This window comes from Pantoea sp. X-Soil-MYKO-1289 (assembly GCF_059730625.1).
In genome coordinates, this window is the sequence record NZ_AP036005.1 from 389,298 (window position 1) to 415,900 (window position 26,603).

The following is a 26,603-nucleotide window of genomic DNA, read 5'->3' on the forward strand; positions in this document are numbered from 1 at the left end:
CTCAGCAGCGTGCCTGAGGCATGCATGCCGCCGTGTTCAACCCGCAGCGCTACCCCACTTTCATTGCCTACAAGGAACAACGTCATGATCCATGGTTCAATGCCGACCGCGCCTGAGGGTTTCAGCCACAAATTCGCCACCGTCAACGGCTTACGCTTTCACTACGTCGAAGGCGGCGCGTCAGGCGAGCCGACCGTGGTGCTGATGGCGGGGTTTCCAGAGAGCTGGTACGCCTGGCGTCACGTGATGCCGCAGCTGGGTCGCCGTTTCCATATTATCGCGCTCGACTTGCCCGGTCAGGGCGACAGCGATCGCCCGCTCGATGGCTATGACACGCAGACCGTCGCTCGCCGCACCCACGATCTTCTGGCTCATCTGGGCGTCAGGCGATATCGCCTCGCCGCCCATGACGTCGGCGCATGGGTCGCCTTTCCCTATGCGCATCTGTTCGCGCAGGAGGTGGAGGCGCTGGCGCTAATGGATGCCGGCATCCCTGGCGTGACGCTGCCGGACAGGCTGCCGGCCGCCTCCCCTGATGCCTGGAAAACCTGGCACTTCGCTTTTCACGCCGTGCCCGATCTTCCTGAAATCCTGCTTGAGGGGCGTGAACGCGCCTATCTGGAGTGGTTTTTCTGGACGAAGACGGCCAGTCCGGCCTGCTATGGCGAAGAGGAGATCGCCGAGTATCTGCGGATTTATGGCGCGCCCGGCGGCATGCGCGCAGGACTGGCCTTTTACCGCTCGGCGGCGCTATCCGCTGAGCAGAACCGGGCGTTCGCGCAAAAGGGCGAACTCACCATGCCGGTGCTGGGTTTAAGCGCCGATCAGGGTTCGATCCCGGATATGGCTGCCCTTCTGCGCGCCTTTGCCGCTGACGTCGTCGGAGAAACGATTAAGGGGTGCGGGCATTTCCTGCCTGAGGAGAAACCCGATGCCGTCGCGGACGCCTTAACGCGATTTTTTTTGCGCGAGGCGGGCTCTGCACGCCCGCCCGCTCAGGAGAGCGCCCGCGTGTAACCGCGCTACTCTCTTCCCCGCAGCGTTATGCGCGTCAGTTCTGACGGCCGCCCTAACCTGATCGCCATGCCAGGCCAGAGGGCGGTGCCGTTGTTAACGTAAAGCTGCATGCCATCGACCTGATAAAGCCCGGAAACAAAGCCGCCGTTGGGTTTGGCAAACAACCGGTCAAAGCCGGCGATCAGTCCGCCATGCGTATGGCCCGACAGCTGTAAATCGACCTGTTGCTGCGCGTTCTGGCGCGCGTTGCGCGGCTGGTGGTCGAGCAAAATTACCGGGGCGTTTTTCGGCGCGCCTTTTAATGCCATCGCCAGATCGGGGCCGTCCGCATTTCTGCGTGATGCGGAGATGTCCGGCAGGCCGGCAATAACCAGCTCCGCCGCGCCGCGTTTAATAATAATGTGGCTGTTGTGCAGGGTCGGCAGGCCCAGCGAAGCGAGGTGCGCGGTCCAGCGCTGCTGTTCGAAAAAGTATTCGTGATTGCCGGTAATGGCGTAAACGCCGTCCGGCGCGTGCAGGCTGGCGAGCGGCGCCACATCCTGCCTGCGGTTCTGCACGGTACCATCAATCACATCGCCCGTTATAACGATCAGGTCGGCATTAAGCGCCATTGCCTTATTGACCATCTGCGTGGCCCAGGCGGCATTAAAGAGTCTGGTGATATGCAGATCCGTCAGCTGAAGTAGCTGATAGCCTTCAAACTCGCGCGGCAGATGAGCGATTCTGATAGTGACCTCTTTCACCGGCGGCACGCGTATCGCCTGCTGTACGCCAACGGCCGCCAGCGCCATCGCCAGCAGCGCCGCCAGATAACGCACCATCGGCATAATCTCCAGCGGATGCCTGAACAGAAGCGACATTAACGCCACTGCGTCAATCAGCATCTGCAGCAGCGCAAGAAACAGCACGGCGCCGAACGCCCAGTTGCACAGGATGATCAGCGCTCGCGGCATCTCTGGTGAAAAGATGCCGCCCGCGGTAAAGCGGCTGATCAGCAGATATTGCGAGGCCAGCAGAACCAGCGCGGATAAAACGATTTTCAACGCTAGCGGCATCGCTAACGGGATAAGGAAACGCACAATGACATACCAGCTCGGTAAACTGAAAATCAGATGAAACATGGATCTTCCCTGGGTTACAGGCGCTAGTTCAGCGCGAAAAGGGGGTTAACTGGATGGTGTTACGCTTGCTCAGGAGTTGAAGCGTAGCACGAAAGCGCCCGGTCGCTTCGTTATGCACTCTGTCGTCGAGGCAGGTAAAAGGGTGAAGCTGAAAAAAGAGGGAATGAATAAAGCAGGAACGTCTGGCATCAAGCGGTAACCGGATGCTCAGCCACGCCTGATTGCGCTAAGGCGTGACTGAAGCGAAGAAAATTACATAATACCGGCGACTGATTTCGCCAGCTGGGCTTCCAGCACCGGTTTAGCCTCTTCGAATTTCAGGTTGACCTTATTGGCATTCGAGACCACGCGCGTCTGGTATTTCATGCGGTTGCCCTCTTCGCTGCTGGTCTGCAGCTTAATGCCGGCATTACCCTGACGCAGCGCGCCGATATTATCGGTCGTGACGGTGGATTTGCTGCGCTCGGAGATTTGCAGATCGGTCACCATGGTAAAGTTTACGTCCTCAACCAGCGCATCTGCCGCCATGCCCGCCAGTCCGGCCGCGAGGCCAATGCCCAGAATAGCGCCGCCTGAGTTGCTGTTATAGGCGGTAATGCCGGCACCCAGCGCCGCGCCGGTGGCCGCGCCCTCATATCCGGTCGACAGGAACCCCTGCGACTGACGCAGATCCATTTTTTCCGCCTTCAGCACGTTGGCCTGAATCCAGTAATAGGCTGTGTCAGGCGACGAGGTCACGGTATAGCCTTTCGCGCGCAGATCCTGCGCCAGCAATGTCTGCAGATCGCTCATATCTTTATCTGACGTATTACGCACCTGCAGATAAACCGTTTTTTCATTTGACGGCTCAAGCCATACTGTCTGGCTCATCTGCGTTTTGACTTCGAGATTACGTTTCTTGATGGCCGTTCCCATTGCGCTGCAACCTGAGAGAACGAGACATGATGCGACGACAGCCGCCATAACGGCATTGCGGTTTTTCATTTACTGCTCCTTGTTAAATTAAAAAACGGGACGGTCTCGCCCCGCCGCGCACTCAGGTGATGGATATATTTGAAAACGCATCCTCTACCCACAGAGTGGCGGAATGGTTATCGGAACAAAGGAGAGAAACTTAAATCTTTTTCACGGGTGTGGCAGGAGCGCACAGTGAGTTCTTGCAAGCGTTGCGCGCCCGGAGCGCGCCTGGAGCCAGCGGCACGGAGAGAAATGATAAAGAAAGCGTCAGGATCTACGCCTGACCGGCGACGATAAGCGGCGCGCTGCCGCCGTGAGGTTTAGCCGTGATTGTCGTCAGCCAGCAGCCCGAACACCCAGTCGTCCCGCCACTCGCCGTTTAAATAATAATTCTGCCGGATTGTCTGTTCCTGTTTGAATCCACATTTAAGCAGCAGGCGCTTTGAAGCGATATTTCCCGCCGTCGCTGTAGCGGTGAGTTTTCTGTAACCCTGCGAATCGAACGCATAACGAATGATCGCGTTCAGCGACTCCGCGCCATAGCCTTTACGCTGATGCTCCGCCGCTAAAATAAACCCGACCTCCGCCACGTCCGGACTGCGCTCGATAAAGCCGGTAACGCCCACCGGCGTCCGGCAACTTTTTTGCTCAATAACCAGACATAACCAGTGCGCCTCGCCTTTGCGCCAGGGTAATAAGCGCGTTGCAAAGGAGGCGGATCTTATTGCTTCTTCATCCCGGGGATCGGCTATATACGCCATCAGGTTTCTGTCCTGGTGTAGCGCCAGGAAAAAAGGCCAGTCCTCTGGTTTTAGCGGCCGATAAACCAGCCGTTGTGAAGAAATAACCGATCGCAATGAGATCTCTCCCGCCTGATAAGCGTTAAAACAGACAATCCCGTTCAGACAAGATTCTGCTTTTTCAAATAGGCCGCCAGCCGGTGTTTGAATCGACGCGTCTGAAAGCGTATTTCACTCCAGACGTACAGCGGCGATTTGATAAAAATCTCCCGCTCTTCGGCACGGATCTGCGCGCATTTTTCACAGCGGAGACAGCTGTCGTAAAACCAGAAATATTCGTCCCGACTTAAAAGCGCGCGGCAGTGCCTGCAGTAAGCTCCCATACATTCCTTATTATTTGATGCGTTCGCCAGCGGTCAAAGCCGCGTTTTACGCCTGATGTTAACTGCGACGCTTTTGCCGGCGGTGAAACACCCAATAAATAACTGGTACTGTCCACATCCGGCCTGTTCCGCAGTCTGACCTGTTGCCTCAACCTACGGGCTCAGCAGCACGGGTAGCAATGAGAGTTATTCTCAAATATTGCGCTTTGGGAGCGCAGGCATGGCTTATTTGCTAAATAGTGGTTAAGGACGCGGCAACGGCGCCTGGGCATCACGCTGGCGGCGCGGCGGTCGTCAGCAGCGCGGGTGCGCAATCGGGCCAGCAGGAAGCAGGCAGACGGGAGAGCCTCCGTCCTGGTAACGAGACGGAGGCGTATGCATTAACGCCTGACGGCGCGTTTTTTACGTAGCCACAGCAGCGCCAGAAGCGCCGCAACGGCAGCGAGCGCCATGCCGACGCGAGACAACAGCATCAGCGGCGAGGGTTCTCCGCCGGCGCGCAGCGCGTTGACGCGCTCAGGCGTGATGCGCACCGCACTCTGCCCCATATCCTGCATCACATAGTTAGTGACGGCGGCAATCTGGCTATCGCTCAGCGAACCGGCAAAGCCGATCATGCTCTGGCCTTTTTCCGGCCAGACGCCCTGCAGCACCGCCATGGCCACGTTATCCGCCGTGGGTTTATTCAGCACGGGATGATGCTGCAGCGCCGGCAGCCCGTTCAGCCCCTGACCCGAGAGGTTGTGGCACGAGGCGCAGCTGTCGCGATATACCCGCTCGCCCTCGCTTAGCCCTGCCAGCGTCTGCGGCAGATCGTTACCCGCTACCGGCGTCAGCCCTTTCACTGCGGCTGGCGCCGCTTCAGCATCGACCGGCAGCAGATAAGCGGCGATCGCCTGGCGATCTTCCGGCGTCATGCGCGAGAAGCTTTTGTCGATCGCCTCCAGCATCGGGCCGCCCGCCGTGGCGCCGTTAGCGGCATGGCCGGTGGCGAGGTAATCCGCCAGCATCTGGCGCGTCCAGCGCGGATTGCCCTGCAGCGTTGCGGCGGTGATATCCGGTGCGTACCAGGTGCCAAGCGACGCGCCCTGCAGACTTTTCGCCTGCTGCTCCGCCATCAGCAGATTGCGCGGCGTGTGACAGGTGCTGCAGTGGGTTAATCCCTGCACCAGATAAGCGCCGCGATTCCACTGCGCCGTCTGCGTCGCGTCCGGTCGATAGACGTTGCTGTCGGCAAACAGCAGGTTCCACGCCGCCATGCTGAAGCGCAGGTTAAACGGAAACGGCAGCGCGGTCGCTTCCGGTTTCACGTCGACCGGCTGCACGCCATGCATAAAGTAGGCGTAGAGCGCTGCCACATCCTCGTCGGTCAGGCGAGCGTAAGCGGTATAGGGCATCGCCGGATAGAGCTGGCTGCCGTCGCCGCGCACGCCTTTACGCAGCGCGGCCGCGAACTGCGCTTCGCTGTAGTTGCCGATACCGGCGCTTTTCGACGGCGTGATATTGGTGCTGAAGATAGTGCCGAGCGGGCTGGCGATGGCATGGCCGCCGCTGAACGGCGCTTTGCCCGCTTCCGTGTGGCAGGCGCCGCAGTCGCCGGCGATCGCCAGATATTCGCCGCGCTTGATCAGCGCCTGCTGATCCGCCGCGAGAGCCTGCGCGGAGGCGACAGCCAGCGCGCCAGCCGCCAGCAGCGATTTCCAGTGCTTAACCATGTAGCGTCTCCTGCAGAATTTTGTCCGCAGTGCGCAACGCCAGCGCCATAGCGGTCAGCGTCACGTTGCAGGTGCCGACGGTGGGCATCACGCCGGTACCAACCATAAACAGGTTCTCATGGTCGTGCGCCCGTCCCCAGGCGTCGGTGACGCTGGTGGCGGGATCCCGCCCCATCGACAGCGTGCCGGTGATATGCTGGCGGTTAGAGAATTTGCCGCTTTTGCTGTGCTTAACGTTGGTGGCGCCGAGGCGCGCCGCAATCGCGTCATAGCATTCGCGCGTTTTTTCGGTGCCCTTCACGACGTAGTCGTTGATATCCCAGTAGAGCGACGGCGTAGGCAGGCCGAGCGCGTCTCTGTTTCCGCTCAGGGTGACGCGATTATCAGGATCCGGCAGCTGCTCCAGCGCGTTTTTAATGCTCAGACGACGCGCGGCGCGGAAGCGGATCTCCTCCTGCAGCTTTTTACCGAAATAGCCTTCCGCCAGCACCTCTTTAGTGACGGAGGCGACCTGCGAGGCGTTAGAGATATCGATGCGGAACGGCGCGTGTTCGCGGCGGAAATCGCCGTCGCGGAACTGCCCGATCGAGCAGGGACTCACCGGGCCACGGCCCGGCCAGATCTCTTCGTCAACGTCGAAGGTGACGCCGATCGCCGGGTGGTCGCACAGGTTGCGACCGACGTTGTCGCGCGCGTTGGCAATCCCCTGCGGAAATGTGCTGCTGGTGGACATCAGCAGCAGCTTCGGCGTTTCAATTGCGTTCGCCGCCAGCACAAAGGTTTGCGCGGTCACGCGATGGCTGACTTTATTCCAGTCATAGTAATTCGCCGCCGTAATCCGGCCCTGCGCATCATGCTCCAGCTGATAGACCACCGCTTCGGTGACCACCTGCACGCCGCTGTTCTCCGCCTGCTGCGCCGCAATACCGCCATGATACTGAGCGTCGATCGGGCAAACCGGCATGCAGTTGTTATTGCCGCAGCAGGCCGGGCGGCCATCAAAGCTGCGGCTGTTGCGGCCGGTGCTGTCGTCCAGCACGGTAAAATCGGGCGCCAGGCGCGCGGTGACGCGCTGCTGCAGCCAGGATGCCGGAACCCGCTCCATCGGGTAAGGCTTGCTGCGCGGCGAGCCGTTATCTGGCGAGCCGCCGACGCCGGCAATCGCTTCGGCCTGATAGTAGTAATCCTCCAGGTCCTCATAGCCGATCGGCCAGTCTTTCCCGACGCCGTACTGGCTCTGCTGGCGGAAATCATTCGGCACAAAACGCCACAGCTGCGCTGCCCAGTGCCAGCTCGTGCCGCCGAAGATGCGGATATACTGCGCCGCAAACGGATGCGGGCCAGCCTGATGCAGATAGTCGTTCGGCTCCGGGGTATAGCGCGGCTGCGGCGCCATCGGCGAGAACGGATAAGGCGACATAAAGTCAGATTTAAACGCGGACGCGCGGAAGCGCTCGACCAGCTGGTCGCGGCCGACTTTCGGGCCCGACTCCAGCAGCAGCACCGATTTGCCGGCTTTGGCCAGACGCGTGGCGAGCAGCGATCCGTTGACGCCCGCGCCAATCACCACCACGTCGGCGGAATAGTTCTTATTCATTTACGACTCAACTCTCTTCATCAGGGCCGTTGCGCCCAGCTACCTACAGGACCGTAAGAAAAACCTGGCGGCACCAGCTTGTCGCTCACCAGCTGACTGGCCAGCGTATTGACGTAGGTGACATAGAGGGCACGCTCGCCCTTGCCGACCACGCCGTTGTACCAGCCGCCGAGGATCGCCTTCGCCAGCGTTTCGCTCTGCGCATCCGCCTCGGCAAACGCAAGGCGATCCTGTTGCAGCAGCGCGGGCTGGCTTTGCAGCAGATGGTTTAACTTCGCCAGCCCGCTGGCGAAGCCTTTCTGCGTCTGGTCGAGCGCCAGCATCAGCGCATGCGCCACGGTGGCGTTGAGATCGGCCTGCTGGGTGAGCAGGCGCGAAACCTGGAGGAAATCATCCAGTCCCGCGAGCGGCGCCTGCGGCTGTGCGGCCTTAAGGGGCGGCAGCGACAGCAGCTGACCGCCAGCGCTGGCGATCGCCACCAGTCCGGCCAGCTTAAGCACGCGGCGGCGTGAATAGTGCGTCATAGTATTTTCCCGTTAAAACGTCGCCCGCCATCCCGCGGGCGACAAAATCGCATTCGCTTAGCTGCGGCGTTTACGGCGTAGCATTAGCCAGGCCAGCGCCAGCATGCGCCGCCCCACGCCGTTGTTCAGTTGATGATTCAGCAGAGGGCGGGAGAGCTACAAAAAAGAGATAAAACCGATCGAGGATTCGGCAAAAGGCGAAGCGCGGTAGCGCGGAGGTGACGAGGCCGACAACCGTCATCACCGCGCCGGAAAGCACTCGTCGCCGACGTGACAAATTGACCCAGCCGGGCGGCAGATCCTGTGAAGAACGCATGGTATATCCCTGTAAAAGACAATGCTCAATATCATCTGAAAGTGACGACAACGCTATTTTTTAATAAGCAGACAGCACCGTTACGAAATAATCACTTTCTGTAACGATAGTCACCGCTTTTATTATTACTATAGTTATAATTACATTAAATAAAGGCTAAACAAAGATGATAAAGATTAACTTTTCATCATCCTTACTAACTCTGCCTGGCAGCAGAAAATTCCTGGTGGCTCAGGCGAACCAGATTATTAGCTAAGGTGATAATCACGATAATTGACTGGCGGAGCTGATTAAAATAGCGCCGTTAGATGGCCTGCCTTCACCGCATCTGTGATCTGAACTGAGCGTCAAAGAATAATGCATTCAGTTCGCCGCAAATAAAAAACCCGGCCATCTGGCCGGGTAATTTGTCGCAGGCAAACTGCGTGGTTATCTTGTCAGGCTGGATTAAAAGCCTTCGAGTACAATTTTACCGCGCGCCCGGTTGCTCTCGATAAGCGCATGGGCGCGACGCAGGTTTTCCGCGTTGATGACGCCGTAATGCTCGCCTTTGGTGGTGCGCAGCGTGCCGTCGTCGATCAGACGGCGCACGTTTTCCAGAATCTCATTCTGGCGCGCCATATCCGGCGTCTGGAACAGCGAGCGGGTAAACATCAGCTCCCAGTGCAGCGAGATCGCTTTACGCTTCAGCGGCATCGCGTCGAGGGTCTCAGGATCGTCAATGACCGCCAGACGGCCCTGCGGCGCCAGCACCTCGACGATCTGCTGATAGTGTTTATCGGTGTGGGTCAGGCTGGCGACATAGCGAACGTTCTCGACGCCGATTTCGCGCAGCCCTTCCGTCAGCGGACGAGAATGATCGATAACGTCGTGCGCGCCCAGTTCACGCACCCACTCGGCGGTTTCAGGACGCGACGCGGTGGCGATAACGCGCAGTCCGGTCAGCTTGCTGGCCAGCTGCGTCAGAATCGAACCGACCCCGCCGCCGGCGCCGATAATCAGCAGCGCTTCCTTCTCATCTTCTTTCACCTCAAGACGGTCGAACAGCAGCTCCCAGGCGGTCAGCGAGGTCAGCGGCAGCGCGGCGGCATCGGCGTTGCTGAGCGAAGCAGGCTTGTGACCGGCGATGCGCTCATCCACCAGGCCATATTCCGCGTAGGAGCCGGGGCGATCGATGGCGCCGGCGTAAAAGACTTCGTCGCCGGGCTTGAACCGGGTCACGCTCTCGCCAACCGCTTCTACCGTGCCGACGGCGTCCCAGCCGACAATGCGCGGCTGCTGCGTCGGCGCGTTGTTGCGCACTTTGGTGTCGACCGGGTTGACGGCGATCGCGGCGATTTTCACCAGCAGATCGTGCGCGCCCGGCTGGGGCTGGGGCAGCGTGGTGTCGTAGAGCGATTGCGGATCGGCGATCGGCAATCCATTCTGGCTGTAAACGATAGCTTTCATCTCTGTTCCTTTTTGCAGTAATAAGTTTGCTGATGCTGGGTAACAGCATAGGCGGCCTGTGCCAGGATAAACACCTGCTGGCGACAGCAGCACTTTCACTGCTGGAGTGAAAATAGCGGTGCATCGGCAGAAAACGATGTCAAATGAAGCGGATAAAAAAACAGCAGTCGCGCCGTTATGGATGTACAGACGTCTAGATGTAGATTATAGTCCTTTCCCTACGATAAAAGGGATCTGGCTTATGAACAAAAAAGTGCTTTCTATTCTGCTGGCCGCGTCGGTTACGCTGCTTAGCGCCTGTAATAAAGATGACGACAGCAAAATCAAAGTGGCCATTAATACCGGCCCGGACCAGACGTTGTGGGAAACCGTTAAACAGGTGGCGCATGACAAATATCATCTGGATGTCGATGTCGTGGCGTTCAACGACTACGTGCAGCCGAATGAAGCGCTGTTCAATAAAGATGTCGACGCCAACGCCTTCCAGAGCCTGCCCTATCTGGAGATGCAGTCCAAAGAGCGCGGCTATCATTTCGCCGTGATCACCAATACCTTCGTCTTCCCGATCGCCGGCTATTCGCGCAAAATCAAATCGCTGGATGCCCTGCCGGACGGCGCGACTATTACCATCTCTAACGAAGCGACCACGCTGGGCCGCAGCCTGCTGCTGCTGCAGGCGCAGGGTCTGATCAAGGTGAAACCAGAGGCGGGGCTGCTGCCGACCACGCTCGACGTGACCGACAACCCGAAAAAACTGAAGTTTGTCGAGGTCGATACGCCGCAGCTGGCGCGCACGCTCGACGATCCGCAGGTTTACGTTTCAATTATCAATAATAACTTCGCCGCGCTGGCGAACCTCTCCGCCTCGCGCGACGGCATGTTTATGGAAGGCAAAGCTTCGCCGTACGTGAATGCCATCGTGGCGCGCGAAGATAATAAGGACAGCCCGAACATCCAGAAGTTGAAAGAGGCGTTCCGCTCACAGGAAGTGCTGGATAAAGCCAACGAAATTTATAAGGGCGATATTATCAAAGGCTGGTAATAGCGTTTGCGCCTCCGCATCCCCACAGGTTGCGGAGGCGTTTCCCTCTCTTGTTCCGGCATGTCAAAAACAGCCAGAATGTAATCAAATGAAAATATCTTCGCTAAACCTTCGTTAAGTTATCAGCCGCTGTTTCCATAACATCTCGTTAGCAATTAAAGCTAAAACGCACAACAAATTCTGGCGTTTATTACTTTCGTTACGACCGAAAATAAAGATAACCGTGCGTTAATCCCTTAAGGAGTCGGCTAATGAAAGAGTTAGTGCAGGATGTTTTATCCATTTTCTCTCCGCAGAGCGTGAATCCCGTGTTGATTCGTACGGGCCTCTCTCAGCGTGAAATCGCTTCCGTTCAGCCCTTCGCCGTGACTTCGGTGAGCTGGGCAACCTCTATGGAAGAGCTTAACGCCGCGTTTGCCCATAAAGCGCATGAAGCAGGCGCCGTTGGCTATCACATTACTGATGTGGAATCGCATAAGGCAGGCAGCGACGACCAGCCGCTGCTGGCGGCGAAAGCGACGCTCTATAATATTCCCGACGACAGCGACAACGCGCCGGCGGCGGCGGGATTTATATTGTAATCCGTTCGAATCAATACAGGCCTTAAATGCTGCCTGTTCTCTGTCATCAAACGCCCTTCGCTTTCAGGCTCAGGCGGCCCAGGCCGCCGCAGCCTTCACCCTGCTTTTTGCCTCCCGCGCCTCAGTCAGCGCATATCCCTGCTACCCTTTGACGACTTACCGGCTGGCGGCAAGCCGGCAGAACCACACTTTTTATGGAAACTCTTTTTGTGGGAGCGTTATGACGTCTAAAGGAAAGCAAAACAGCGGCAACCACAGCGGTGTGAGCGTTCAGGGCGCGAGAACGCATAACCTTAAAGATCTCTCCTTCACTTTTCCCCGAGACGCCATGGTGGTTTTCACCGGCGTTTCGGGATCGGGCAAGTCGTCGCTGGCGTTTGACACGCTCTATGCAGAAGCGCAGCGGCGCTTTATGGAGTCGGTCGCGCCCCATGCGCGCCGCCTGATAGATCAGGCGGCGGCGCCGGACGTCGACAGCGTTGACGGCCTGCCCCCGGCGGTTGCGCTACAGCAGAGCCGCGCGGGCGCGCAGGAGCGCTCTACCGTCGGCAGCCTGACGCGCGTTTCCGTCACCCTCAGACTGCTCTATTCCCGCGCCGGAAAGCGACCTGACGGCGTCTCCTTTCTGGCCGCTGAATCCTTTTCGCCTAATAATCCGCAGGGCGCCTGTCCGGCGTGCCAGGGCATGGGCATGGTGCATCAGGTGAAGAGAGAAGCCCTGGTGCCGGACGCCTCCCTGAGCATCCGCGAAGGCGCTATCGCCGCCTGGCCGCATGGCTGGCAGGCGAAAAACCTGCGCTCTATCCTGGAAGCGCTGGATTACGATATCGACGCGCCCTGGGAAACGCTCTCTGAACGGGACAGAGAGTGGATCCTGATGACCGATGAACAGCCTTCGGTGCCCATCTTTATGGGGCTTAGCGCCGAACAGCGCAAAGCGGCGATAGCGGCAGAGGTTGAACCCGCCTATACCGGCACCTATACCAGCGCCAGTAAATATGTGCTGCAAAGCTATGCGGGAGGCAAAGAGAGCGTCAAAAAACGTCTTTCCCGCTTTGTCGCGGTGGCGCCCTGCGCGCTCTGCCGAGGGAAACGACTTAACCAGGAGGCGCTCTCCGTGACCTTCGCAGGTTACAACATTGCTGAAATGGGCGAGCTGACCATCGCTCAACTCAAGGCGCTGTTTTCCCCGCTGGCGGAAGGCGCTTCGGCATATCTTCCTGAAGAGACGGCGCTAAGAGAAGCGACGATACGTATGGCGACGGATATTTGCAGTCGTCTGGACCAGCTGGAAAACCTCGGTCTTGCCCATCTTTCCCTTGGCCGCAGGACGACGATACTCTCCTCCGGCGAGCTACAGCGCATCCGGCTGGCGACGCAGCTGATCTCGCAGCTTTTCGGCGTCATGTATGTGCTGGACGAACCGGCGGCCGGTCTGCATCCGGAAGATGTGCGCGCGCTGATCCGCTCGCTGCGTGCGCTGCTGGCGGCAGGCAACTCGCTGGTGATCGTCGAGCACAATCTTGACGTTATCGCCGAAGCGGACTGGCTGACGGAGATTGGACCAGGACCGGGCCGACTGGGCGGCGAAATCGTCTATAACGGCGCGCCCTCCGGCCTGGCGCGCAACGGCCGGTCAGCCACGGCAGGCTACCTCTCTGGCGATCGCTATGCCGGCCTGCGGCAGCGCAGGTTGCCTGAGCAGTGGCTGCAGTTTGAACAGGTGACCTGCAATAATTTACGTGCGCTCGATTTCTCGCTGCCGCTCGACAGAATGACGGTGATTACCGGCGTTTCCGGCTCAGGAAAATCGACGCTGCTGATCCGCGTGCTGCCCGCATTGCTCCAGCGGCTGGATAACACGCCGGCCGATGAGGGCGAGGATGAGGAGGATGCCGTCATGGCGGTTCAGGGCAACGTGGTTGCCGGCGGCGCGTCACTGAAGCGGCTGGTACGTATCGATCAGCGCCCTATCGGCCGAACGCCTCGTTCCAATCTTGCGACCTACACCGGCTTTTTCGACATCGTCAGGCGGCTGTTTGCCGAGACCGATGAGGCGAAGAGGCGCGGCTTTGACGCCAGCCGTTTTTCATTCAATCTGCCCGCCGGCCGCTGCCCGGCCTGCGAAGGACAGGGTCTTATCACCATTGAGCTGCTGTTTATGCCACAGGCGAGCGCGCCCTGCTCCACCTGCGGCGGCCGTCGCTATAATGCCGAGACGCTTGAAGTGCGCTGGAACGGCAAGACGATCGCCGACGTGCTGGCGCTGACGGTAGACGAAGCCGCCGAGTTTTTTCGCGACAATGAGAGTATTCAGCGCTCTCTCACCGCGCTCAAGGCGCTGGGTCTGGGCTACCTGACGCTAGGTCAGCCGGCGACGGAGCTGTCAGGCGGTGAGTGCCAGCGCATCAAGCTCGCCTGGGAGCTGCAGCGCGCGCAGCGCGGCAAAACCCTCTATCTGCTCGACGAACCCTCGACCGGCCTGCATCCCTCCGACATGGATAAGCTGATGCGGGTGCTGGATCAGCTGGTGAAACGGGGCGATAGCGTGGTGATGGCGGAACACGATATGAGAATTGCGTCTGAGGCTGACTGGATAATCGATCTTGGGCCGGGATCGGGAGAAAATGGCGGTCATATCGTGGCGGCCGGCACGCCGGAAGCGGTCAGCCGCGCAGAGAAGAGTGTGACCGCGCCCTATTTAGCCCGACGGCTTAAAAACAGGCGCGGCGATCCGCAGGCGTAACGCGGGGGACTATTTCGCGGTTAGCGAAAACCCAGCCCGCTAACAAGCAGGCAGCCGGAGGCGTTTTTTATCTGGCTGCCTGCAACACGCGAGATTAACATGCGTGGCCTGATTCGTTCCCCTCCAGCCGACAAAGAGCCTGACTTTTTTGCTGCCTGAAAAAAAACCGCACGATTACAGAGCGTGGTATATCGCCATTAAAGTATGTTGTAACTACAAACAGGCGCTGTTTTATTTTAGCTGTATCTGGTCAGGCGCCGCCTGCTGGCGCAACACAATGAACCTTGTCATAAATCAATATTAGATATTAATGCTATTGAAGCGGCATGAGGCAGATGCTATAACTGCGCTGTGTTTATTACTGGAGTACAATCCGTCCACCGATGAGAAGCAACAGCGTGGATGTCTTGTTTAAATTATGCGCGTAGCATTTATCAATCATTCTCTTTTTATCTGCTCTCTTCCCGTCTGGAATATCGCCGATCAGCACTGGCGTAGTGCCCTGTAGGCCCTCTCCTCGTTTCCGTTTGCCAAAATAAACTTGCGCCCGTGCGGTGCAGGTCGATTCAATAATTGCGACAGGAGTTAGCCATGTTGGCATGGGTTTTATTATTACTTGCTATTATCAGCGAAATTATTGGTACGCTGGCGATGAAGTGGTCAAGCGTCGACGAAAGCGGATCGGGTTATTTAATCATGCTGGTGATGATCGCCTGCTCCTATATTTTCCTGAGTTTTGCCGTCAAAAAAATTGCGCTCGGCGTCGCCTACGCTTTGTGGGAAGGCATCGGCATCATATTAATTACGATATTTAGCGTACAGCTGTTTGGAGAGCCGCTGTCGCCGATGAAAATCGCCGGTCTGGCGGTGCTCATCGCCGGTATTATGCTGATTAAAACCGGTACCACGCAGAAAAAGGAGGTGCAGCATGTCATCAGCTGATATTACGCATCTGCTCTGGCTGGCGCTGGCGATCCTGCTGGAAATCGCCGCCAATATTTTCCTCAAATATTCCGACGGCTTTAAAAAACCGCTGCTGGGCATCGCCTCGGTAATTTCGGTGCTGCTGGCGTTCAGCGCGCTTTCTCAGGCGGTGAAAGGTATCGATCTGTCGGTCGCCTACGCGCTGTGGGGCGGTTTCGGTATTGCCGCGACGGTCGCGGCGGGCTGGGTGCTGTTTGGCCAGCGGCTCAACGCCCGAGGCTGGGCGGGGCTAAGTCTGCTGCTGGCGGGCATGATCTTAATCAAGCTCGCCTGATATTGCCTGATGTCCTGCCGTGGCAGGACGTCAGGGTCCGACCCGCGCGGGAAAGATTTCCTGCAGCCAGCTAATAAAGACCCGCAGTCGGTGCGTCACGTAGCGATTTTGCGGGTATACCACATGAAACGGATAGCGTGCCGGCCGCCACGGCGCGAGGATCTCCACCAGCCTTCCCGCCCGAATATGCGCCGCGGTGGCATAGGTAAAGGTCTGTACGATGCCCAGCCCCGCCAGCGCCGCCGCCAGATGCGCGTTGCTTTCATTTACCCCGACGCGATAGTCCGCCTTAATTTCCGTTTTTTCCCCGTCGCGCTCAAAGCGGAAGGGAAAGGCCCGTCCGCTCTGCGGCGAAAGGTAGCTGATCAGGCGATGGCCGTTTTTGAGTTCCTCAGGATAGGCCGGTACGCCATAGAGCTTGAGATAGGCGGGCGTGGCGCAGGTGATTAGGGTCGCAAAGCCGAGCTGGCGCGCGATCAGCGAGGAGTCATTTAGCGGGCCGCCGCGGATCACGCAGTCAACATTGTCGCTAATCAGATCGACGGCGCGGTCGGCGACGCCGAGATCGATACGAATATCGGGATAGCGCGTCATAAAATCGGGCAGCGCCGGGATCAGCACCTCGCTGGCGCTCGAGCCGCCGACGTCAATACGCAACACGCCGCGCGGCGAGCTGTGCGCCACGTTGAAAGAGGCGTCGATATCCTCAAGATCGTGCAGGACGCGCAGCGTTTTCTCATAATATTCCCGCCCTTCCGGCGTTACGGTGACGCGGCGCGTGGTGCGCTGCAGCAGACGGATGCCGAGATGCGCCTCCAGCTCCTGCACCAGCTTGCTGAGCGTGGCGTTCGGCATATCGAGCGAGTCCGCCGCGCGGGTAAAATTGCCCGCCTCCACCACGCGGGCGAATGCCCGAATCGCCATAAGCTGATCCATCGTCATCTCCTGAGATTCGTGATTATCCACACACAGAAATAGTGCTTTTCATTTTACAGGATTTTTCAACAAAGCCGGAAGGGATAGATTGTTCCTCAGCGCTGCAGTGACCTGTCGCAGCGACCCTAACCCACACGCTTAAGAGGAAACGATCATGACTCATGCACTTAACGGCAAAATCGCCCTGGTAACCGGCGGCACCAGCGGCATCGGCCTGGCGTCAGCGCAGCAGCTCGCCGCACAGGGCGCGCGCGTCTTTATTACCGGGCGCCGTCAGGAAGCGCTGGATGAAGCGGTAGCGCTTATTGGCTCCGCCGCTACTGGCATCCGCGCCGACGCCTCGCTTCTTAGCGATCTTGATGCGGTCTACGCCGAGATAGCGCGCAGCGTCGGACACCTGGATATTCTGTTCGCCAACGCGGGCGGGGGCGACATGCTGCCGCTGGGCGCGATTACGGAAGATCATTTCGACCGTATCTTCGCCACCAACGTGCGCGGCGTGCTCTTTACCGTGCAGAAAGCCCTGCCGCTGCTGGTGGACGGCGCATCGGTCATTTTAACCTCCTCTACCACCTCGGTGCAGGGCACCGCCGGATTCAGCGTATACAGCGCCAGCAAGGCGGCGGTGCGCAACTTCGCCCGCTCATGGGCGCTGGATCTCAAAGCGCGCGCTATCCGGGTTAATGTCGTCAGCCCCGGTCCGGTTCGCACGCCAGGCCTGGGAGGGCTGGTGGATGAAGCGAACCGTCAGGGATTGTTCGACGCGCTGGCGGCGCAGGTGCCGTTAGGTCGCCTGGGCGAACCGGAAGAGATTGGCAAGGTGGTTGCCTTCCTCGCCTCCGACGCGGCCAGCTTTATCAATGCCACCGAACTCTTTGTCGATGGCGGTATGGCGCAGGTATAAGGCAGATGCCCTGCAGAGAATTCGCTGCAGGGCATTGCTGTAAACAGAAGTTGTACAACCGTAAAAGAGTCTTAAAAATACTTGACGCAGGCCTCGCTTTCGCCACAATACAAAGGGTTAACAAAAGACAAACTCATTTGAGAGCATTTTTTGCAAAAAAGTTAACGCCTTTTTCAAGCATATTCTTGTACACCTTTTCTATAGATGTACAACTTGTCAGTTTTTTTAACTGATCATCGTTTAACTCATTTTGGGGTAAAATTATGCGTCAGAGCAGCAGCCTTCTCTCTTCATCTGAAGATATCGCACGTTATTTTCGTGAAGCCAGCCTGCCTTCCCAACAGGAAACGCTGGGCCAGATCGTTGTTGAGCTTCTCCGCGCAGGCAAAAACGTCAACCGTAAAGGTATTTGCACTAAGCTGGTAAGACGACTGGAAGTTGCCTCAACGGCCGAAGAAGAGAAACACTATCAGCGTCTTATCGGCTTGCTGTTGGGCCGCTAATTCCCGACTGTCATTACGATTTCCGTTTTTCCGGCACGGCCTTAAGATGTAAGCAGGCATTCGCTGGCTCCGGCCAGCACCAGCCAGGTGCGCTGGTTCTTTCTGTAGTCAACCGCACCTCAATCCTGCCCCAGTTTCCGGGGCGTGCAGCGGGACACAGAGCAAATGTTATGTATAAAAGTAATGAAGAAAGATTGACCGACATCGTTATTGGCGAGGCGACGCTGGAGCTGCTGCTGTCTGATAAAGCGGTCTCCAGCCGCGCGCTGATGGACGTCCTGCAGCGCATGGCGGCGGAAGAAGCTGATGAAGATCGGCAGCAGGTTATCGTTCGCGCCATGAACGAGGTGCAGCAGAACCTCACGACGCAATCCACCCAGTCTCGCGTGACGTTACGCGATCGCAACAACAATGAGCATCACTTTAAGGGCGATGCGATGCCGGGCGATAAACGCAGGCACTGACCCTTCCTTTCCGGTTTTCTTTTCAGGAGCACTCGATGAATATTGCCTGTTTAGGTTGGGGCTCGCTGATCTGGAAACCGGGCGATCTTCCCGTTGAAGGCGCGTGGCAGCAGGATGGCCCGCAATTTCCCATCGAGTTCTCCCGCACCAGCGACGGCGGCGAGCTGGCGACCGCGATCTGCATGAACGCGCCGCCGGTGCCGGTGCTGTGGGCCAGGCTGGCGACGCAGGATTTAGGGCAGGCCTGCCTGCAGCTGCGCGAGCGCGAAGGGATCCCTGATGAACGCATCGACGGCCTCGGCATTTTTTCCGTCACCGCGCAGACGCCCGGCGTGCTTGCCGAGTGGGCGCGCGCGCGCGAGCTGGATGCGGTTATCTGGACCGGACTGCCGCCGAAGTTGGGCAGCGTTGAAGGTTTAATTCCGACGCTGCCGCAGGCGATAAACTATCTGCAGCAGCTGGAAGGCGAAGAGGCAGATCACGCGCGCGCCTATATTTTGCAGGTGCCCGCGCAGATCGATACCCCTTATCGGCGCGCCATTACCGCCCATTTTGGCTGGGATCGATAACCTCTCTGGTCAGCGCGTAGTCATAAAGCCGCTGACTGGCGAGATTCTTCATTTTCACCTCGCACATGATATCAAAGGCGCTGAACGACAGCGCCCAGTCGTTCAGCGTCGAATTGAAATAGTAGTCCGAGTGCGCGCGCAGTTTCGTTTTCGCCACGCCCAGGCTCTGCTGATCGGGATAGCCCTGTTCCGGTATCAATCCTTCCTGCGAGATCGAATAGTGCAGCACCGGCCGAACGCCGCGCCATGACTCCTGAATCAGGGCGATGCGGCTATCATCCGGCTGAATAAAGGCGTTCTCTTTCACCCAGTGGTGGTGGATATCCAGCACGATGGGACAGAGCGCCCTCGCCTGCAGCACCTCATCCAGCGAACAGGAGATCTCATCGTTTTCCACCGTCAGCATATTGCGCGCTTCGGGCGTGAGCTGGCCAAAGGCCTGCTGAAATCCCGCGAAGCCTTTTTTGCCGTTCATATGAATGTTGATTTTGAAATCCTGAAACCTTTTGCCGTAGCCCATCAGCACGGCGCAGAGCGCATGGTACTCCACATCTTCGATCGCCCGCTGCACCACGTCGGGATTATCCGACGCCAGCACTGAATATTGTCCGGGGTGAAAAGAGAGGCGGATGCCGTGCTGACGCGCCAGCGCGCCGCAGCGCTCGAACAGCGGATAGAGATCGGGCAGAAATTCCCGGTAGAGCGGCATCGCTTCCGGCACGGTAAAGAGCGGCAGCAGATCGCTGCCGATACGCATCATGCGCAGGGTTTCCGGCTGGGTTGCCAGCGTTTCAAGCAGGCCGGCAAGATTCGTCAGGTTCAGGCGGGCAAGGCTGGCGATCAGCGCACTCTGCTCATCGCGCGGCAATCTGAGAAAACGGGTACGGGTTGTGCTCTTAAACGGGAAATGTTGTTTGCCGTCTGCATCCAGATATTTACACGCGAAGCCTAGTTTCATATTTCCCCCTGTTAAACACAAACAGTAAGTTTAACAGTTATTTGAAAACCGGCTGGCGGCGAGAGGCGACAATAAGCAATGCCTGCGCAGGCGGCGCAGGCATTGCGGTCAGGCACTCGCTTTTTTCGGCTTGTTGCTGCTGTAGATAAAGAACAGCGCAATCGCCAGGCAGACCACCGCCGCCAGCCGGCCCGGCGAGAAGGCGATCGCCGGATTGCCTAACCAGCCGAAATTATCGATCAGCATGCTCATGGCGAGCTGGCCGAAGATCACCGCAACGGTGGCTACGGCCGTCCCGATGCGCTGCACCGCCAGCACCATAATCACGATATAGGGAACGCCGCACAGCGCGCCCAGCAGCTGCCACTTCGGCACATCCATCAGGCTGTGCGCCTGCGGCGGCTCAAAAAAGAAAATCAGCAGCGCCGTCACCACCGCGCCCAGCGCGAAGGTCAGAAAGGCGCAGCGGAAGACGCCCACTTTACCGCCGAGCTGGCCGTTAATCGCCGCCTGAATACTCAGCAGCGCGCCGCCCAGAACCGCTAAACAGATCATTAAAATCGTCATATTAACCTCGAGCGACCAGCGCCAGTGCGATAACAATAAACACCAGCGCGATAATGCGCTTGCCATCGATTCTGCGATGCGGCGTTCCCAGCAGGCCGAAGTGGTCAATCACCAGACTCTTGAAGACCTGACCGGCGAGAATGCCGATCATCGTCATGGCGATGCCGATCACCGGCGTCGCCAGCGTCAGGATCACCACGTAGCCAGGGCCTAAAATCCCGCCGAGCAGCTGCCAGCCCGGCTGGGCGAAAAACGACGGGCTGTTGCGCGGACTAAAAAAGAGCATCAGCAAAAAGGTGAGCGCCGCGCCCACGCCAAAAATGCTGAACGTCGCCCAGAGATCCCCAACCTGCTGGCCCAATGGCCCGAGCAGCCCCGCCTCAACCGACAGTCCCATCCCGCCGGCGATCACCAGAAATAGAAAAATGAGTTGCATAATCGCTTCCTTTAAATCGAAGCGAAACAGCATAATGGAGTCGATTAAGATAAAAAACGCTATAGTGTAGCAAACACCTTTGCAGGAAATGCATTAATGGACAGCACCGGCTCGATTGATCTGCGCGCGCTACGCTTTTTCCTTAGCGTGTTCGATGCGCAAAACTTTTCCGTGGTGGCGCGGCGCGAAGGGGTATCCGCCTCGGTAGTGTCGCGCACCATTCTCCAGCTGGAGGATGCGCTGGGGCAGCAGCTTTTCTACCGCAACACGCGAGCGGTGATCCCCACCGAAGCGGGCCGGCTGTTTGTCGACTATGCGCGCGCCATCGACAGCCAGTTCAGCGACGCGCGGCAGGCGTTGCAGGAGCGATCGCTTCAGCCGTCAGGCCTGGTGCGGCTCAATGCGCCTGTTTTTTTTGGCCAGCGGCATATCGCGCCCTGGCTGGCGGGCCTGTCGGCGCGCTATCCGCTGCTGGAGATTGAGCTGACCTTGACTGACGACTATGTCGACCCGCACCGCACCGCGACCGATCTTATCTTTCGCATCGGCACGCTCACCGACTCCTCGTTTCACGCGCGGGTGCTGGGCAGTCAGCGCTACTATCTGGCTGCTGCGCCGGACTACCTCGCCAGGCATGGCGTTATCGCCAGTCCGGATGCGCTGAGCGAGCATCATTGTCTGGTCTATCGCGGCTCAGCGGGCGCCAACCGCTGGCTGTTCCGGCGCGACGGCGCGCCCTGGGTGCACTATCCGGTTATGCCGCTGCTGTCGTCGAACAACGCCGAAACCTTGCTGACCGCCGCGCTGGGCGGCATGGGAATGGTGCTTTTTCCGGACTGGCTGACGGGCGATCATCTGCGCACCGGCAGGCTGGTCAGGCTGCTGGAGGAGTATGAAGCGGGGATCAATCCCGTGCCGCAGCAAATTGCGGCCATTTATCCCAATACGCGCCATCCGCCGCTCAGCATACGCGCGGTGATCGATTACTTTATCGAGGTGTATGGCTCGCCACTCTACTGGCAGCGCGAGGCGTTAAACGACGCTGAGAAGTCATAAATCCTCCTCAGCGCCAGCGCGAGAAAAACGAGCGCGACGACAGCTAACGCTTTTCCAGTGACCTCCGGCGCTCTGGGCAAAAAACATTCCGGCTGAGGCGCAAAAAACAGGCGAGCCGTCCCGTGGCGATAATTTAAAGCGAAGCGGTTAATTCCGGGCGAAATTATCTCAGGGCCGCCAACGCGCCGCGCGCTGCCAGGCTTACAGATAAGATGTATTAGTCGAGCAACTTTATATAAACCAGAGCGCTATCGACGCCGGATATAATATGGTTTTCGAAAGACTATTATTTTCAATAACTTATAGTTTTCACCAGCACCTTTAATTAGCAGGCATAGCGGAGGATGGATTAAAGCGAACCGGCAAGGCTTTATCACTGCTTTTTTATAAAACAGCGTCTCGCCTACTTTTTTTTATTTCTAAAAAAAACCGCTAGACAATTGCTGCGTGACCTCTGTTAATGTGTGCCTCACAAAATCCATGACTGGAATTATCCATGCTGACAACAATAATCTATCGCAGCCATCTATCAGACGACGTGCCTGTAAAAACGCTGGATAATTTAGCCACACGCGCCAATAAAACCAACGAGACCTACGACGTTACCGGCATTTTGCTGTTTGACGGCACCCATTTTTTCCAGCTTCTGGAGGGTTCCGACGCGGCGGTTTGTGCAATTTACGAACGCATCTGCACGGATAAACGTCACCATAACCTGGTTGAGTTAATGTATGACTACTCGCCGTCGCGCCGCTTCGGCAACGTCGGCATGGAGCTGTTTGACCTGCGCAAGTATGACAAAGAGACGGTGCTGCAGGCGGTGCTCGATAAAGGCACCTCAAAATATCAGCTTACCTATGACGACCGCGCCTTGCAGTTCCTGCGCACCTTCGTCGAGGCGAGAGAAAAAGCCAACTACTTTGAAATCCCGCCGACCGATACCCTGCATTTTGTCGTAGAGGAGGCGCTGGAAAAAGCCATTGCGCCGCCGGACGCCGCTGACTGCAGCTTCGCCTTTCAACCGATTATCGATCCGCTGATGCAGCAAATCGTCTCGCTGGAGGCGCTGATCCGCACGCCGGACGGCAACGCGCCAACCGACTATTTCGCCCAGTTCTCCGGCGACGATATTTACGCTGCCGATATTAAAGCGAAAGGCGTCGCCTTCGCGCTGGCGAAAAAGCTCGATATTCAGGGCCAGACGTTATCGGTTAATTTACTGCCGATGTCGCTGGTGGTGGTGCCGAACGCGGTAGAGATTTTGCTGGATCAGATCAGGCAAAACGGGCTGGTGCCGGAACAGGTGGTGGTGGAGGTGACGGAAAACGAGGTGATTTCACGTCTTGATGAGTTCACCGTCGCCGTTAAGCAACTGCGCGCGGCAGGCATCAGCATTGCGCTGGATGATTTCGGCGCCGGTTTCGCCGGGCTGTCGCTGCTGTCGCGCTTCCAGCCGGACAAAATCAAAATCGACCGCAATCTCATTATCGATGTGCATAAAAGCGGGCCGAAACAGGCGATTGTGCATGCTATTTTAAAATGCTGCTCCTCGCTGGAGATCAGCGTTATCGCCGAAGGGGTCGAGAAGCCGGAAGAGTGGATGTGGCTGGAAGCCGCCGGTATCAGCAATTTCCAGGGTTATCTGTTCGCCCGCCCACAGCTGAACGGTATTCCGGCGGTCGCCTGGCCGGAGATTCAGTAAGGCTACCAGACGGGCCGCCTTCCGCGCGGCCTGTCTGTTATCACGCGGCCAGAGGTTAGATTCCGTCGTTCGGCGGAATCGCGTTTTTCCCCAGCTTCACCAGAAAACTGCCGTCAACGCGTTTAATTTTCGCGCCCCGATCGCCCCAGTACATCGCGATGCCGAAAAACTCATCGGCGGAAAGCTCATAGCCGATAACCACTGATTTATGCTCCCCGCTGCTGAGCAGTTCATTCAGCTCATCCAGATTGCTGGCGATAGCGTAATCCATGTTTCCCCCTGATGCTTCACGTTAACGAGTGCGGCCAAAGTTTAACCATACGCTATCCCGGCAAATCCGCCATCTAAAGCGCTTCGCCGCCAATCACCTGTCTGATGCGCTGCGCGATATAGTTCGCGTGGGTTTCCAGCGCAAAATGGCCGGTATCGAGCAGCTCAATCTGCGCCTGCGGGTTATCCCGCAAATAAGCCTGCGCGCCCGGCGGAATAAAGAAGGGATCGTGTTTGCCCCAGATAACCAGCGTCGGCAGCTGTTTTTCGCGGAAGAACCGCTGAAAATCCGGGTAGCGCGTCAGGTTATTGGCGTAGTCAAGGAAGAGATCCAGCTGAATCGCTTTGTTGCCGGGCCGTTCCATCAGCAGCGCATCAAGCATATAGCCTTCCGGCGCCACCAGCGTTTCGTCGCTGACGCCATGCAGATATTGCCAGCGGGTTCCTGCCAGATTAAGCACGTTGTCATGCACGACTTGGCGATTTTCCGGCGTCGGCTGCGCCCAGTAGCGCCGAATCGGCTCCCATGCGTCGCCCAGCCCTTCGAGATAGGCATTGCCGTTTTGCGACACCAGGCCGGTTACCCTGTCGGGATAAGCGAGCGCCAGTCGCAGCCCGCTCGGCGCACCATAGTCGAATACGTAAAGCGCGTACTGCTCGAGCCGTAACGCATCGACGAACGCGACAAGGGTTTCGCCCAGCGCGTCAAAGCTGTAGACGTAACGGCGCGCGTCTGGCACGTCGGTAAAACCAAAACCGGGCAGATCGGGCGCCACCAGATGGAATCTGTCGCTCAGCAAGGGAATAAGATCGCGAAACTGATGCGAGGAGCTGGGATAGCCATGCAGCAGCAGCAATGTGGGGAGTTCAGGATTGCCGGCTTCGCGATAGAACAGGCGCACGCCGTCAGCGTCGACAAAGCGATAGTGCACTGGATAGAGCGGATTGCTGATCATATTGGCCTCTCTTGTAACCGTTAAAGTTGTTTTTTACAGGTTCCACTCTACCCTGACATACTATTTAAACCTTTAAAAGTTATTTTTAACGGTTATTTGAATGCGCTGCCGTTGCAGAAAATAACCCTGTAACGTAATCTTTAACGGTTATCAGGAGAGTCGAATTTAATGAAAGAGAGAAACAGTGAAAACCTGCCCGCCGCGCCGTTGCTGATTGGCGATCATCTGGCGCTCGATTTTCTCAACACCGTGGCGCAGGTCGATGGCGCGCCGCATGATTTTTTTCAGCGCGACGAGGATGTGGTTCGCTGGCTAGAGGCGGCGGGATGTTTGTCAGGCGGGGGCGAAGTCAACGCGCGCGCGGGCACGCTGTTAACCGCGGCGCGTCAGCTGCGCGCCGTGATTCTGCATGCGGTACAGCAGAAAAAAAGAGAGTCGCTCTGGCAGCCGGAAGAGCTTAATCGCTTTCTGCGCAGCGCCTCCAGCCACTTTGAGCTGACGCTAAACCGCGATGGCCAGCCTGAGTATCGCCGCGTCTACGCGGCGGGCACGCCGGAGCAGCAGCTTGGCCCGGTGGCGGAGCAGGCTGCTGATTTGCTGGTGAACGGCGATTTCTCGCTGGTGCGCGAGTGCGAGCATCCCGACTGCACGCTCCTGTTTTACGATCGCACCAAAGCGCATCGCCGCCGCTGGTGCAGCATGGCGATCTGCGGCAACCGGGCCAAGGCGGCGCGCTTTCGCCGGATGACCCAGAGCTAAAGCGAGAGAGCCTGCGTCGGCGGGCGCGGATTACCCGCCCAACGTGCCTAGCGGCCAGGCGCTCAGCCCCTTTATCTCCTTCAGTACGAACATGCTCTGCATCTCTTTAATTCCCGGCAGGCGACGAATAACGCCCATGGCGAAATCGGCATAGCTGTCGAGATCGGCGGCCACGACCTGCAACAGGAAGTCGCTGTCGCCGCCGATACTGTAGCAGGCCACCACATTCTCCAGCGCGCTTACCTCCTGCTCGAATTTGCGCGCCTGCGCCTCGCTGTGGCTGTCGATAATTACCCGCACGAAAACCATCACGTTCAGGCCAATCTTTTTGCGGTTGAGCACTGCGCGATAGCCCTGAATCACCTCATCGCTCTCCAGCTTACGCACCATGCGCCAGCAGGGCGACGCCGACATGCCTGTCTTATCCGCCAGCTGCTGGTTAGTGATGCGCCCGTCCTGCTGCAGGCGCGCAAGGATTTTGACTTCTGCCTTACTCAACGACATATACGGCAACCTCTGCCTGATTTAGCATTAAATGGGGAATATTTTGCCCATATTAGCCGGTTTCCGCCCCTGATTCGACAGCACATTTCCGTTGCTGGCAGGCATACTTCTTACTCTTTCCCAAGACGATTTACTCAGAGGAACCTATGCGCTTCGATACCGAACAACACCGTTGCACCCTAATCGTCGCTCAGGATTTGCCGCCAGGGCTGGCGATGAACGCCGCCAGCGTGATCGGCGTCAGCTTTGGCCGCGCGCTGGAGAATCTGGTCGGCCCGGCGCTGAACAGCCGCGACGAAGTGATCTTTCCCGGCGTGATCGCCGCGCCGCTGCCGGTGCTGTTGGCCAGCGGTACGCATCTGCGCGAGCTGCATCAGCGCTGCGCCGCAGATGAGACGCTGCTGGTGCTGCCGTTCAGCGCGCTGGCGCAGTCGTGCAGAAGTTATGACGAGTATGAGGCGCGGCTGCGCGACGCCGCCAGCTCCGCTATCGAGCTGGTGGCGCTGGGGCTGGCGGGACCGAAAAAAGCCATTACCCGCCTGACGGGTAACCTTAAGCTTTATCGTTAGCGCG

At 58.0% G+C, this 26,603-nt stretch carries 28 protein-coding genes; 14 read left to right on the plus strand and 14 right to left on the minus strand.

What is annotated here, in order from left to right:
* Nucleotides 1-84 precede the first annotated feature (84 nt).
* Entirely contained in the window at nucleotides 85-1,017 is a 933-nt protein-coding gene (locus tag AC6I7Z_RS21165) for an alpha/beta fold hydrolase (protein ID WP_497815761.1), read from the plus strand.
* Between the two features lie 5 nt (nucleotides 1,018-1,022).
* Here the strand turns inward: AC6I7Z_RS21165 and AC6I7Z_RS21170 are convergent, their stop codons facing one another.
* From AC6I7Z_RS21170 to AC6I7Z_RS21200, 7 genes are all read right to left on the minus strand, one after another.
* Entirely contained in the window at nucleotides 1,023-2,138 is a 1,116-nt protein-coding gene (locus AC6I7Z_RS21170) for a metallophosphoesterase (RefSeq protein ID WP_497815762.1), read from the minus strand.
* Nucleotides 2,139-2,390: 252 nt separating this feature from the next.
* Nucleotides 2,391-3,122, minus strand: a complete 732-nt coding sequence (gene traT / locus AC6I7Z_RS21175) for a complement resistance protein TraT (protein ID WP_497815763.1) — start codon at nucleotides 3,120-3,122, stop codon at nucleotides 2,391-2,393.
* A gap of 293 nt (nucleotides 3,123-3,415) precedes the next feature.
* Nucleotides 3,416-3,952, minus strand: a complete 537-nt coding sequence (locus AC6I7Z_RS21180; protein WP_497815764.1) for a GNAT family N-acetyltransferase — start codon at nucleotides 3,950-3,952, stop codon at nucleotides 3,416-3,418.
* A gap of 646 nt (nucleotides 3,953-4,598) precedes the next feature.
* Nucleotides 4,599-5,933, minus strand: coding sequence for a cytochrome c (locus AC6I7Z_RS21185; RefSeq protein ID WP_497815765.1), 1,335 nt, complete (start codon nucleotides 5,931-5,933; stop codon nucleotides 4,599-4,601).
* Nucleotides 5,926-7,530, minus strand: coding sequence for a GMC family oxidoreductase (locus AC6I7Z_RS21190; RefSeq protein ID WP_497815766.1), 1,605 nt, complete (start codon nucleotides 7,528-7,530; stop codon nucleotides 5,926-5,928). The genes AC6I7Z_RS21185 and AC6I7Z_RS21190 overlap by 8 nt, the downstream gene beginning before the upstream one ends.
* Nucleotides 7,531-7,550: 20 nt before the next feature.
* On the minus strand, nucleotides 7,551-8,054 hold the full coding sequence (locus AC6I7Z_RS21195; RefSeq protein WP_497815767.1) for a sugar dehydrogenase complex small subunit: 504 nt from the start codon (nucleotides 8,052-8,054) through the stop codon (nucleotides 7,551-7,553).
* A gap of 763 nt (nucleotides 8,055-8,817) precedes the next feature.
* Nucleotides 8,818-9,819, minus strand: a complete 1,002-nt coding sequence (locus tag AC6I7Z_RS21200) for a zinc-binding alcohol dehydrogenase family protein (RefSeq protein WP_497815768.1) — start codon at nucleotides 9,817-9,819, stop codon at nucleotides 8,818-8,820.
* Nucleotides 9,820-10,060: 241 nt separating this feature from the next.
* Between AC6I7Z_RS21200 and AC6I7Z_RS21205 the strand changes: the two genes are divergently transcribed.
* From AC6I7Z_RS21205 to mdtI, 5 genes are all read left to right on the plus strand, one after another.
* The gene (locus AC6I7Z_RS21205; RefSeq protein ID WP_497815769.1) at nucleotides 10,061-10,861 is read left to right on the plus strand and encodes a MetQ/NlpA family ABC transporter substrate-binding protein; all 801 of its coding nucleotides are present in this window, start codon (nucleotides 10,061-10,063) and stop codon (nucleotides 10,859-10,861) included.
* A 251-nt stretch (nucleotides 10,862-11,112) separates the two neighbouring features.
* Complete coding sequence (locus tag AC6I7Z_RS21210; protein ID WP_497815770.1) at nucleotides 11,113-11,442, plus strand: YdgH/BhsA/McbA family protein; 330 nt, start codon at nucleotides 11,113-11,115, stop codon at nucleotides 11,440-11,442.
* Nucleotides 11,443-11,662: 220 nt separating this feature from the next.
* Nucleotides 11,663-14,188, plus strand: a complete 2,526-nt coding sequence (locus AC6I7Z_RS21215) for an excinuclease ABC subunit UvrA (RefSeq protein ID WP_497815771.1) — start codon at nucleotides 11,663-11,665, stop codon at nucleotides 14,186-14,188.
* A gap of 591 nt (nucleotides 14,189-14,779) precedes the next feature.
* Nucleotides 14,780-15,130 (plus strand): multidrug/spermidine efflux SMR transporter subunit MdtJ, encoded by a 351-nt coding sequence (mdtJ, locus tag AC6I7Z_RS21220; protein WP_497815772.1) that lies wholly within the window; start codon nucleotides 14,780-14,782, stop codon nucleotides 15,128-15,130.
* Nucleotides 15,117-15,446, plus strand: coding sequence for a multidrug/spermidine efflux SMR transporter subunit MdtI (mdtI, locus tag AC6I7Z_RS21225; protein WP_497815773.1), 330 nt, complete (start codon nucleotides 15,117-15,119; stop codon nucleotides 15,444-15,446). The genes mdtJ and mdtI overlap by 14 nt, the downstream gene beginning before the upstream one ends.
* 30 nt (nucleotides 15,447-15,476) lie before the next feature.
* Here the strand turns inward: mdtI and AC6I7Z_RS21230 are convergent, their stop codons facing one another.
* Nucleotides 15,477-16,382 carry a LysR family transcriptional regulator gene (locus AC6I7Z_RS21230; RefSeq protein ID WP_497815774.1) on the minus strand — a complete coding sequence of 302 codons (906 nt, stop codon included), beginning with the start codon at nucleotides 16,380-16,382 and terminating at the stop codon, nucleotides 15,477-15,479.
* A 154-nt stretch (nucleotides 16,383-16,536) separates the two neighbouring features.
* Between AC6I7Z_RS21230 and AC6I7Z_RS21235 the strand changes: the two genes are divergently transcribed.
* The 4 genes from AC6I7Z_RS21235 to AC6I7Z_RS21250 all read left to right on the plus strand — a co-directional run bounded on the left by AC6I7Z_RS21235 (nucleotide 16,537) and on the right by AC6I7Z_RS21250 (nucleotide 18,822).
* On the plus strand, nucleotides 16,537-17,286 hold the full coding sequence (locus AC6I7Z_RS21235; protein WP_497815775.1) for an SDR family oxidoreductase: 750 nt from the start codon (nucleotides 16,537-16,539) through the stop codon (nucleotides 17,284-17,286).
* 263 nt (nucleotides 17,287-17,549) lie between these two features.
* Entirely contained in the window at nucleotides 17,550-17,789 is a 240-nt protein-coding gene (ycgZ, locus tag AC6I7Z_RS21240; protein ID WP_033791039.1) for a regulatory protein YcgZ, read from the plus strand.
* Between the two features lie 170 nt (nucleotides 17,790-17,959).
* A complete protein-coding gene (locus AC6I7Z_RS21245) occupies nucleotides 17,960-18,253 on the plus strand; it encodes a hypothetical protein (protein ID WP_497815776.1) in 294 nt (97 codons plus the stop codon).
* 35 nt (nucleotides 18,254-18,288) lie between these two features.
* Complete coding sequence (locus AC6I7Z_RS21250) at nucleotides 18,289-18,822, plus strand: hypothetical protein (RefSeq protein WP_497815777.1); 534 nt, start codon at nucleotides 18,289-18,291, stop codon at nucleotides 18,820-18,822.
* Here the strand turns inward: AC6I7Z_RS21250 and AC6I7Z_RS21255 are convergent.
* The 3 genes from AC6I7Z_RS21255 to AC6I7Z_RS21265 form a co-directional block, all read right to left on the minus strand.
* Entirely contained in the window at nucleotides 18,794-19,780 is a 987-nt protein-coding gene (locus AC6I7Z_RS21255; RefSeq protein ID WP_497815778.1) for an apurinic/apyrimidinic endonuclease family protein, read from the minus strand. The genes AC6I7Z_RS21250 and AC6I7Z_RS21255 overlap by 29 nt on opposite strands.
* A gap of 108 nt (nucleotides 19,781-19,888) precedes the next feature.
* Entirely contained in the window at nucleotides 19,889-20,347 is a 459-nt protein-coding gene (locus tag AC6I7Z_RS21260) for a DMT family transporter (RefSeq protein ID WP_497815779.1), read from the minus strand.
* 1 nt (nucleotide 20,348) lies between these two features.
* The gene (locus AC6I7Z_RS21265) at nucleotides 20,349-20,783 is read right to left on the minus strand and encodes a DMT family transporter (protein WP_048782770.1); all 435 of its coding nucleotides are present in this window, start codon (nucleotides 20,781-20,783) and stop codon (nucleotides 20,349-20,351) included.
* Nucleotides 20,784-20,879: 96 nt separating this feature from the next.
* Here AC6I7Z_RS21265 and AC6I7Z_RS21270 point away from each other — a divergent pair, with 96 nt between their 5' ends.
* Both AC6I7Z_RS21270 and AC6I7Z_RS21275 read left to right on the plus strand, forming a co-directional pair.
* Entirely contained in the window at nucleotides 20,880-21,839 is a 960-nt protein-coding gene (locus tag AC6I7Z_RS21270; protein ID WP_497815780.1) for a LysR family transcriptional regulator, read from the plus strand.
* A gap of 496 nt (nucleotides 21,840-22,335) precedes the next feature.
* Nucleotides 22,336-23,541 carry a diguanylate phosphodiesterase gene (locus AC6I7Z_RS21275; protein ID WP_497815781.1) on the plus strand — a complete coding sequence of 402 codons (1,206 nt, stop codon included), beginning with the start codon at nucleotides 22,336-22,338 and terminating at the stop codon, nucleotides 23,539-23,541.
* Between the two features lie 55 nt (nucleotides 23,542-23,596).
* On the opposite strand, the gene AC6I7Z_RS21280 is transcribed toward AC6I7Z_RS21275, so the two are convergent.
* A complete protein-coding gene (locus AC6I7Z_RS21280; RefSeq protein WP_497815782.1) occupies nucleotides 23,597-23,812 on the minus strand; it encodes a hypothetical protein in 216 nt (71 codons plus the stop codon).
* A 73-nt stretch (nucleotides 23,813-23,885) separates the two neighbouring features.
* Nucleotides 23,886-24,767 (minus strand): alpha/beta fold hydrolase, encoded by an 882-nt coding sequence (locus AC6I7Z_RS21285; protein WP_497815783.1) that lies wholly within the window; start codon nucleotides 24,765-24,767, stop codon nucleotides 23,886-23,888.
* Nucleotides 24,768-24,935: 168 nt separating this feature from the next.
* Here AC6I7Z_RS21285 and AC6I7Z_RS21290 point away from each other — a divergent pair, with 168 nt between their 5' ends.
* Nucleotides 24,936-25,526, plus strand: a complete 591-nt coding sequence (locus tag AC6I7Z_RS21290; RefSeq protein ID WP_497815784.1) for a CGNR zinc finger domain-containing protein — start codon at nucleotides 24,936-24,938, stop codon at nucleotides 25,524-25,526.
* Nucleotides 25,527-25,556: 30 nt separating this feature from the next.
* On the opposite strand, the gene AC6I7Z_RS21295 is transcribed toward AC6I7Z_RS21290, so the two are convergent.
* Complete coding sequence (locus tag AC6I7Z_RS21295) at nucleotides 25,557-26,030, minus strand: Lrp/AsnC family transcriptional regulator (protein ID WP_497815785.1); 474 nt, start codon at nucleotides 26,028-26,030, stop codon at nucleotides 25,557-25,559.
* A gap of 146 nt (nucleotides 26,031-26,176) precedes the next feature.
* On the opposite strand from AC6I7Z_RS21295, the gene AC6I7Z_RS21300 reads away from it, so the two are divergent.
* On the plus strand, nucleotides 26,177-26,599 hold the full coding sequence (locus tag AC6I7Z_RS21300; protein WP_497815786.1) for a DUF2000 domain-containing protein: 423 nt from the start codon (nucleotides 26,177-26,179) through the stop codon (nucleotides 26,597-26,599).
* The last annotated feature ends 4 nt before the right edge of the window (nucleotides 26,600-26,603 follow it).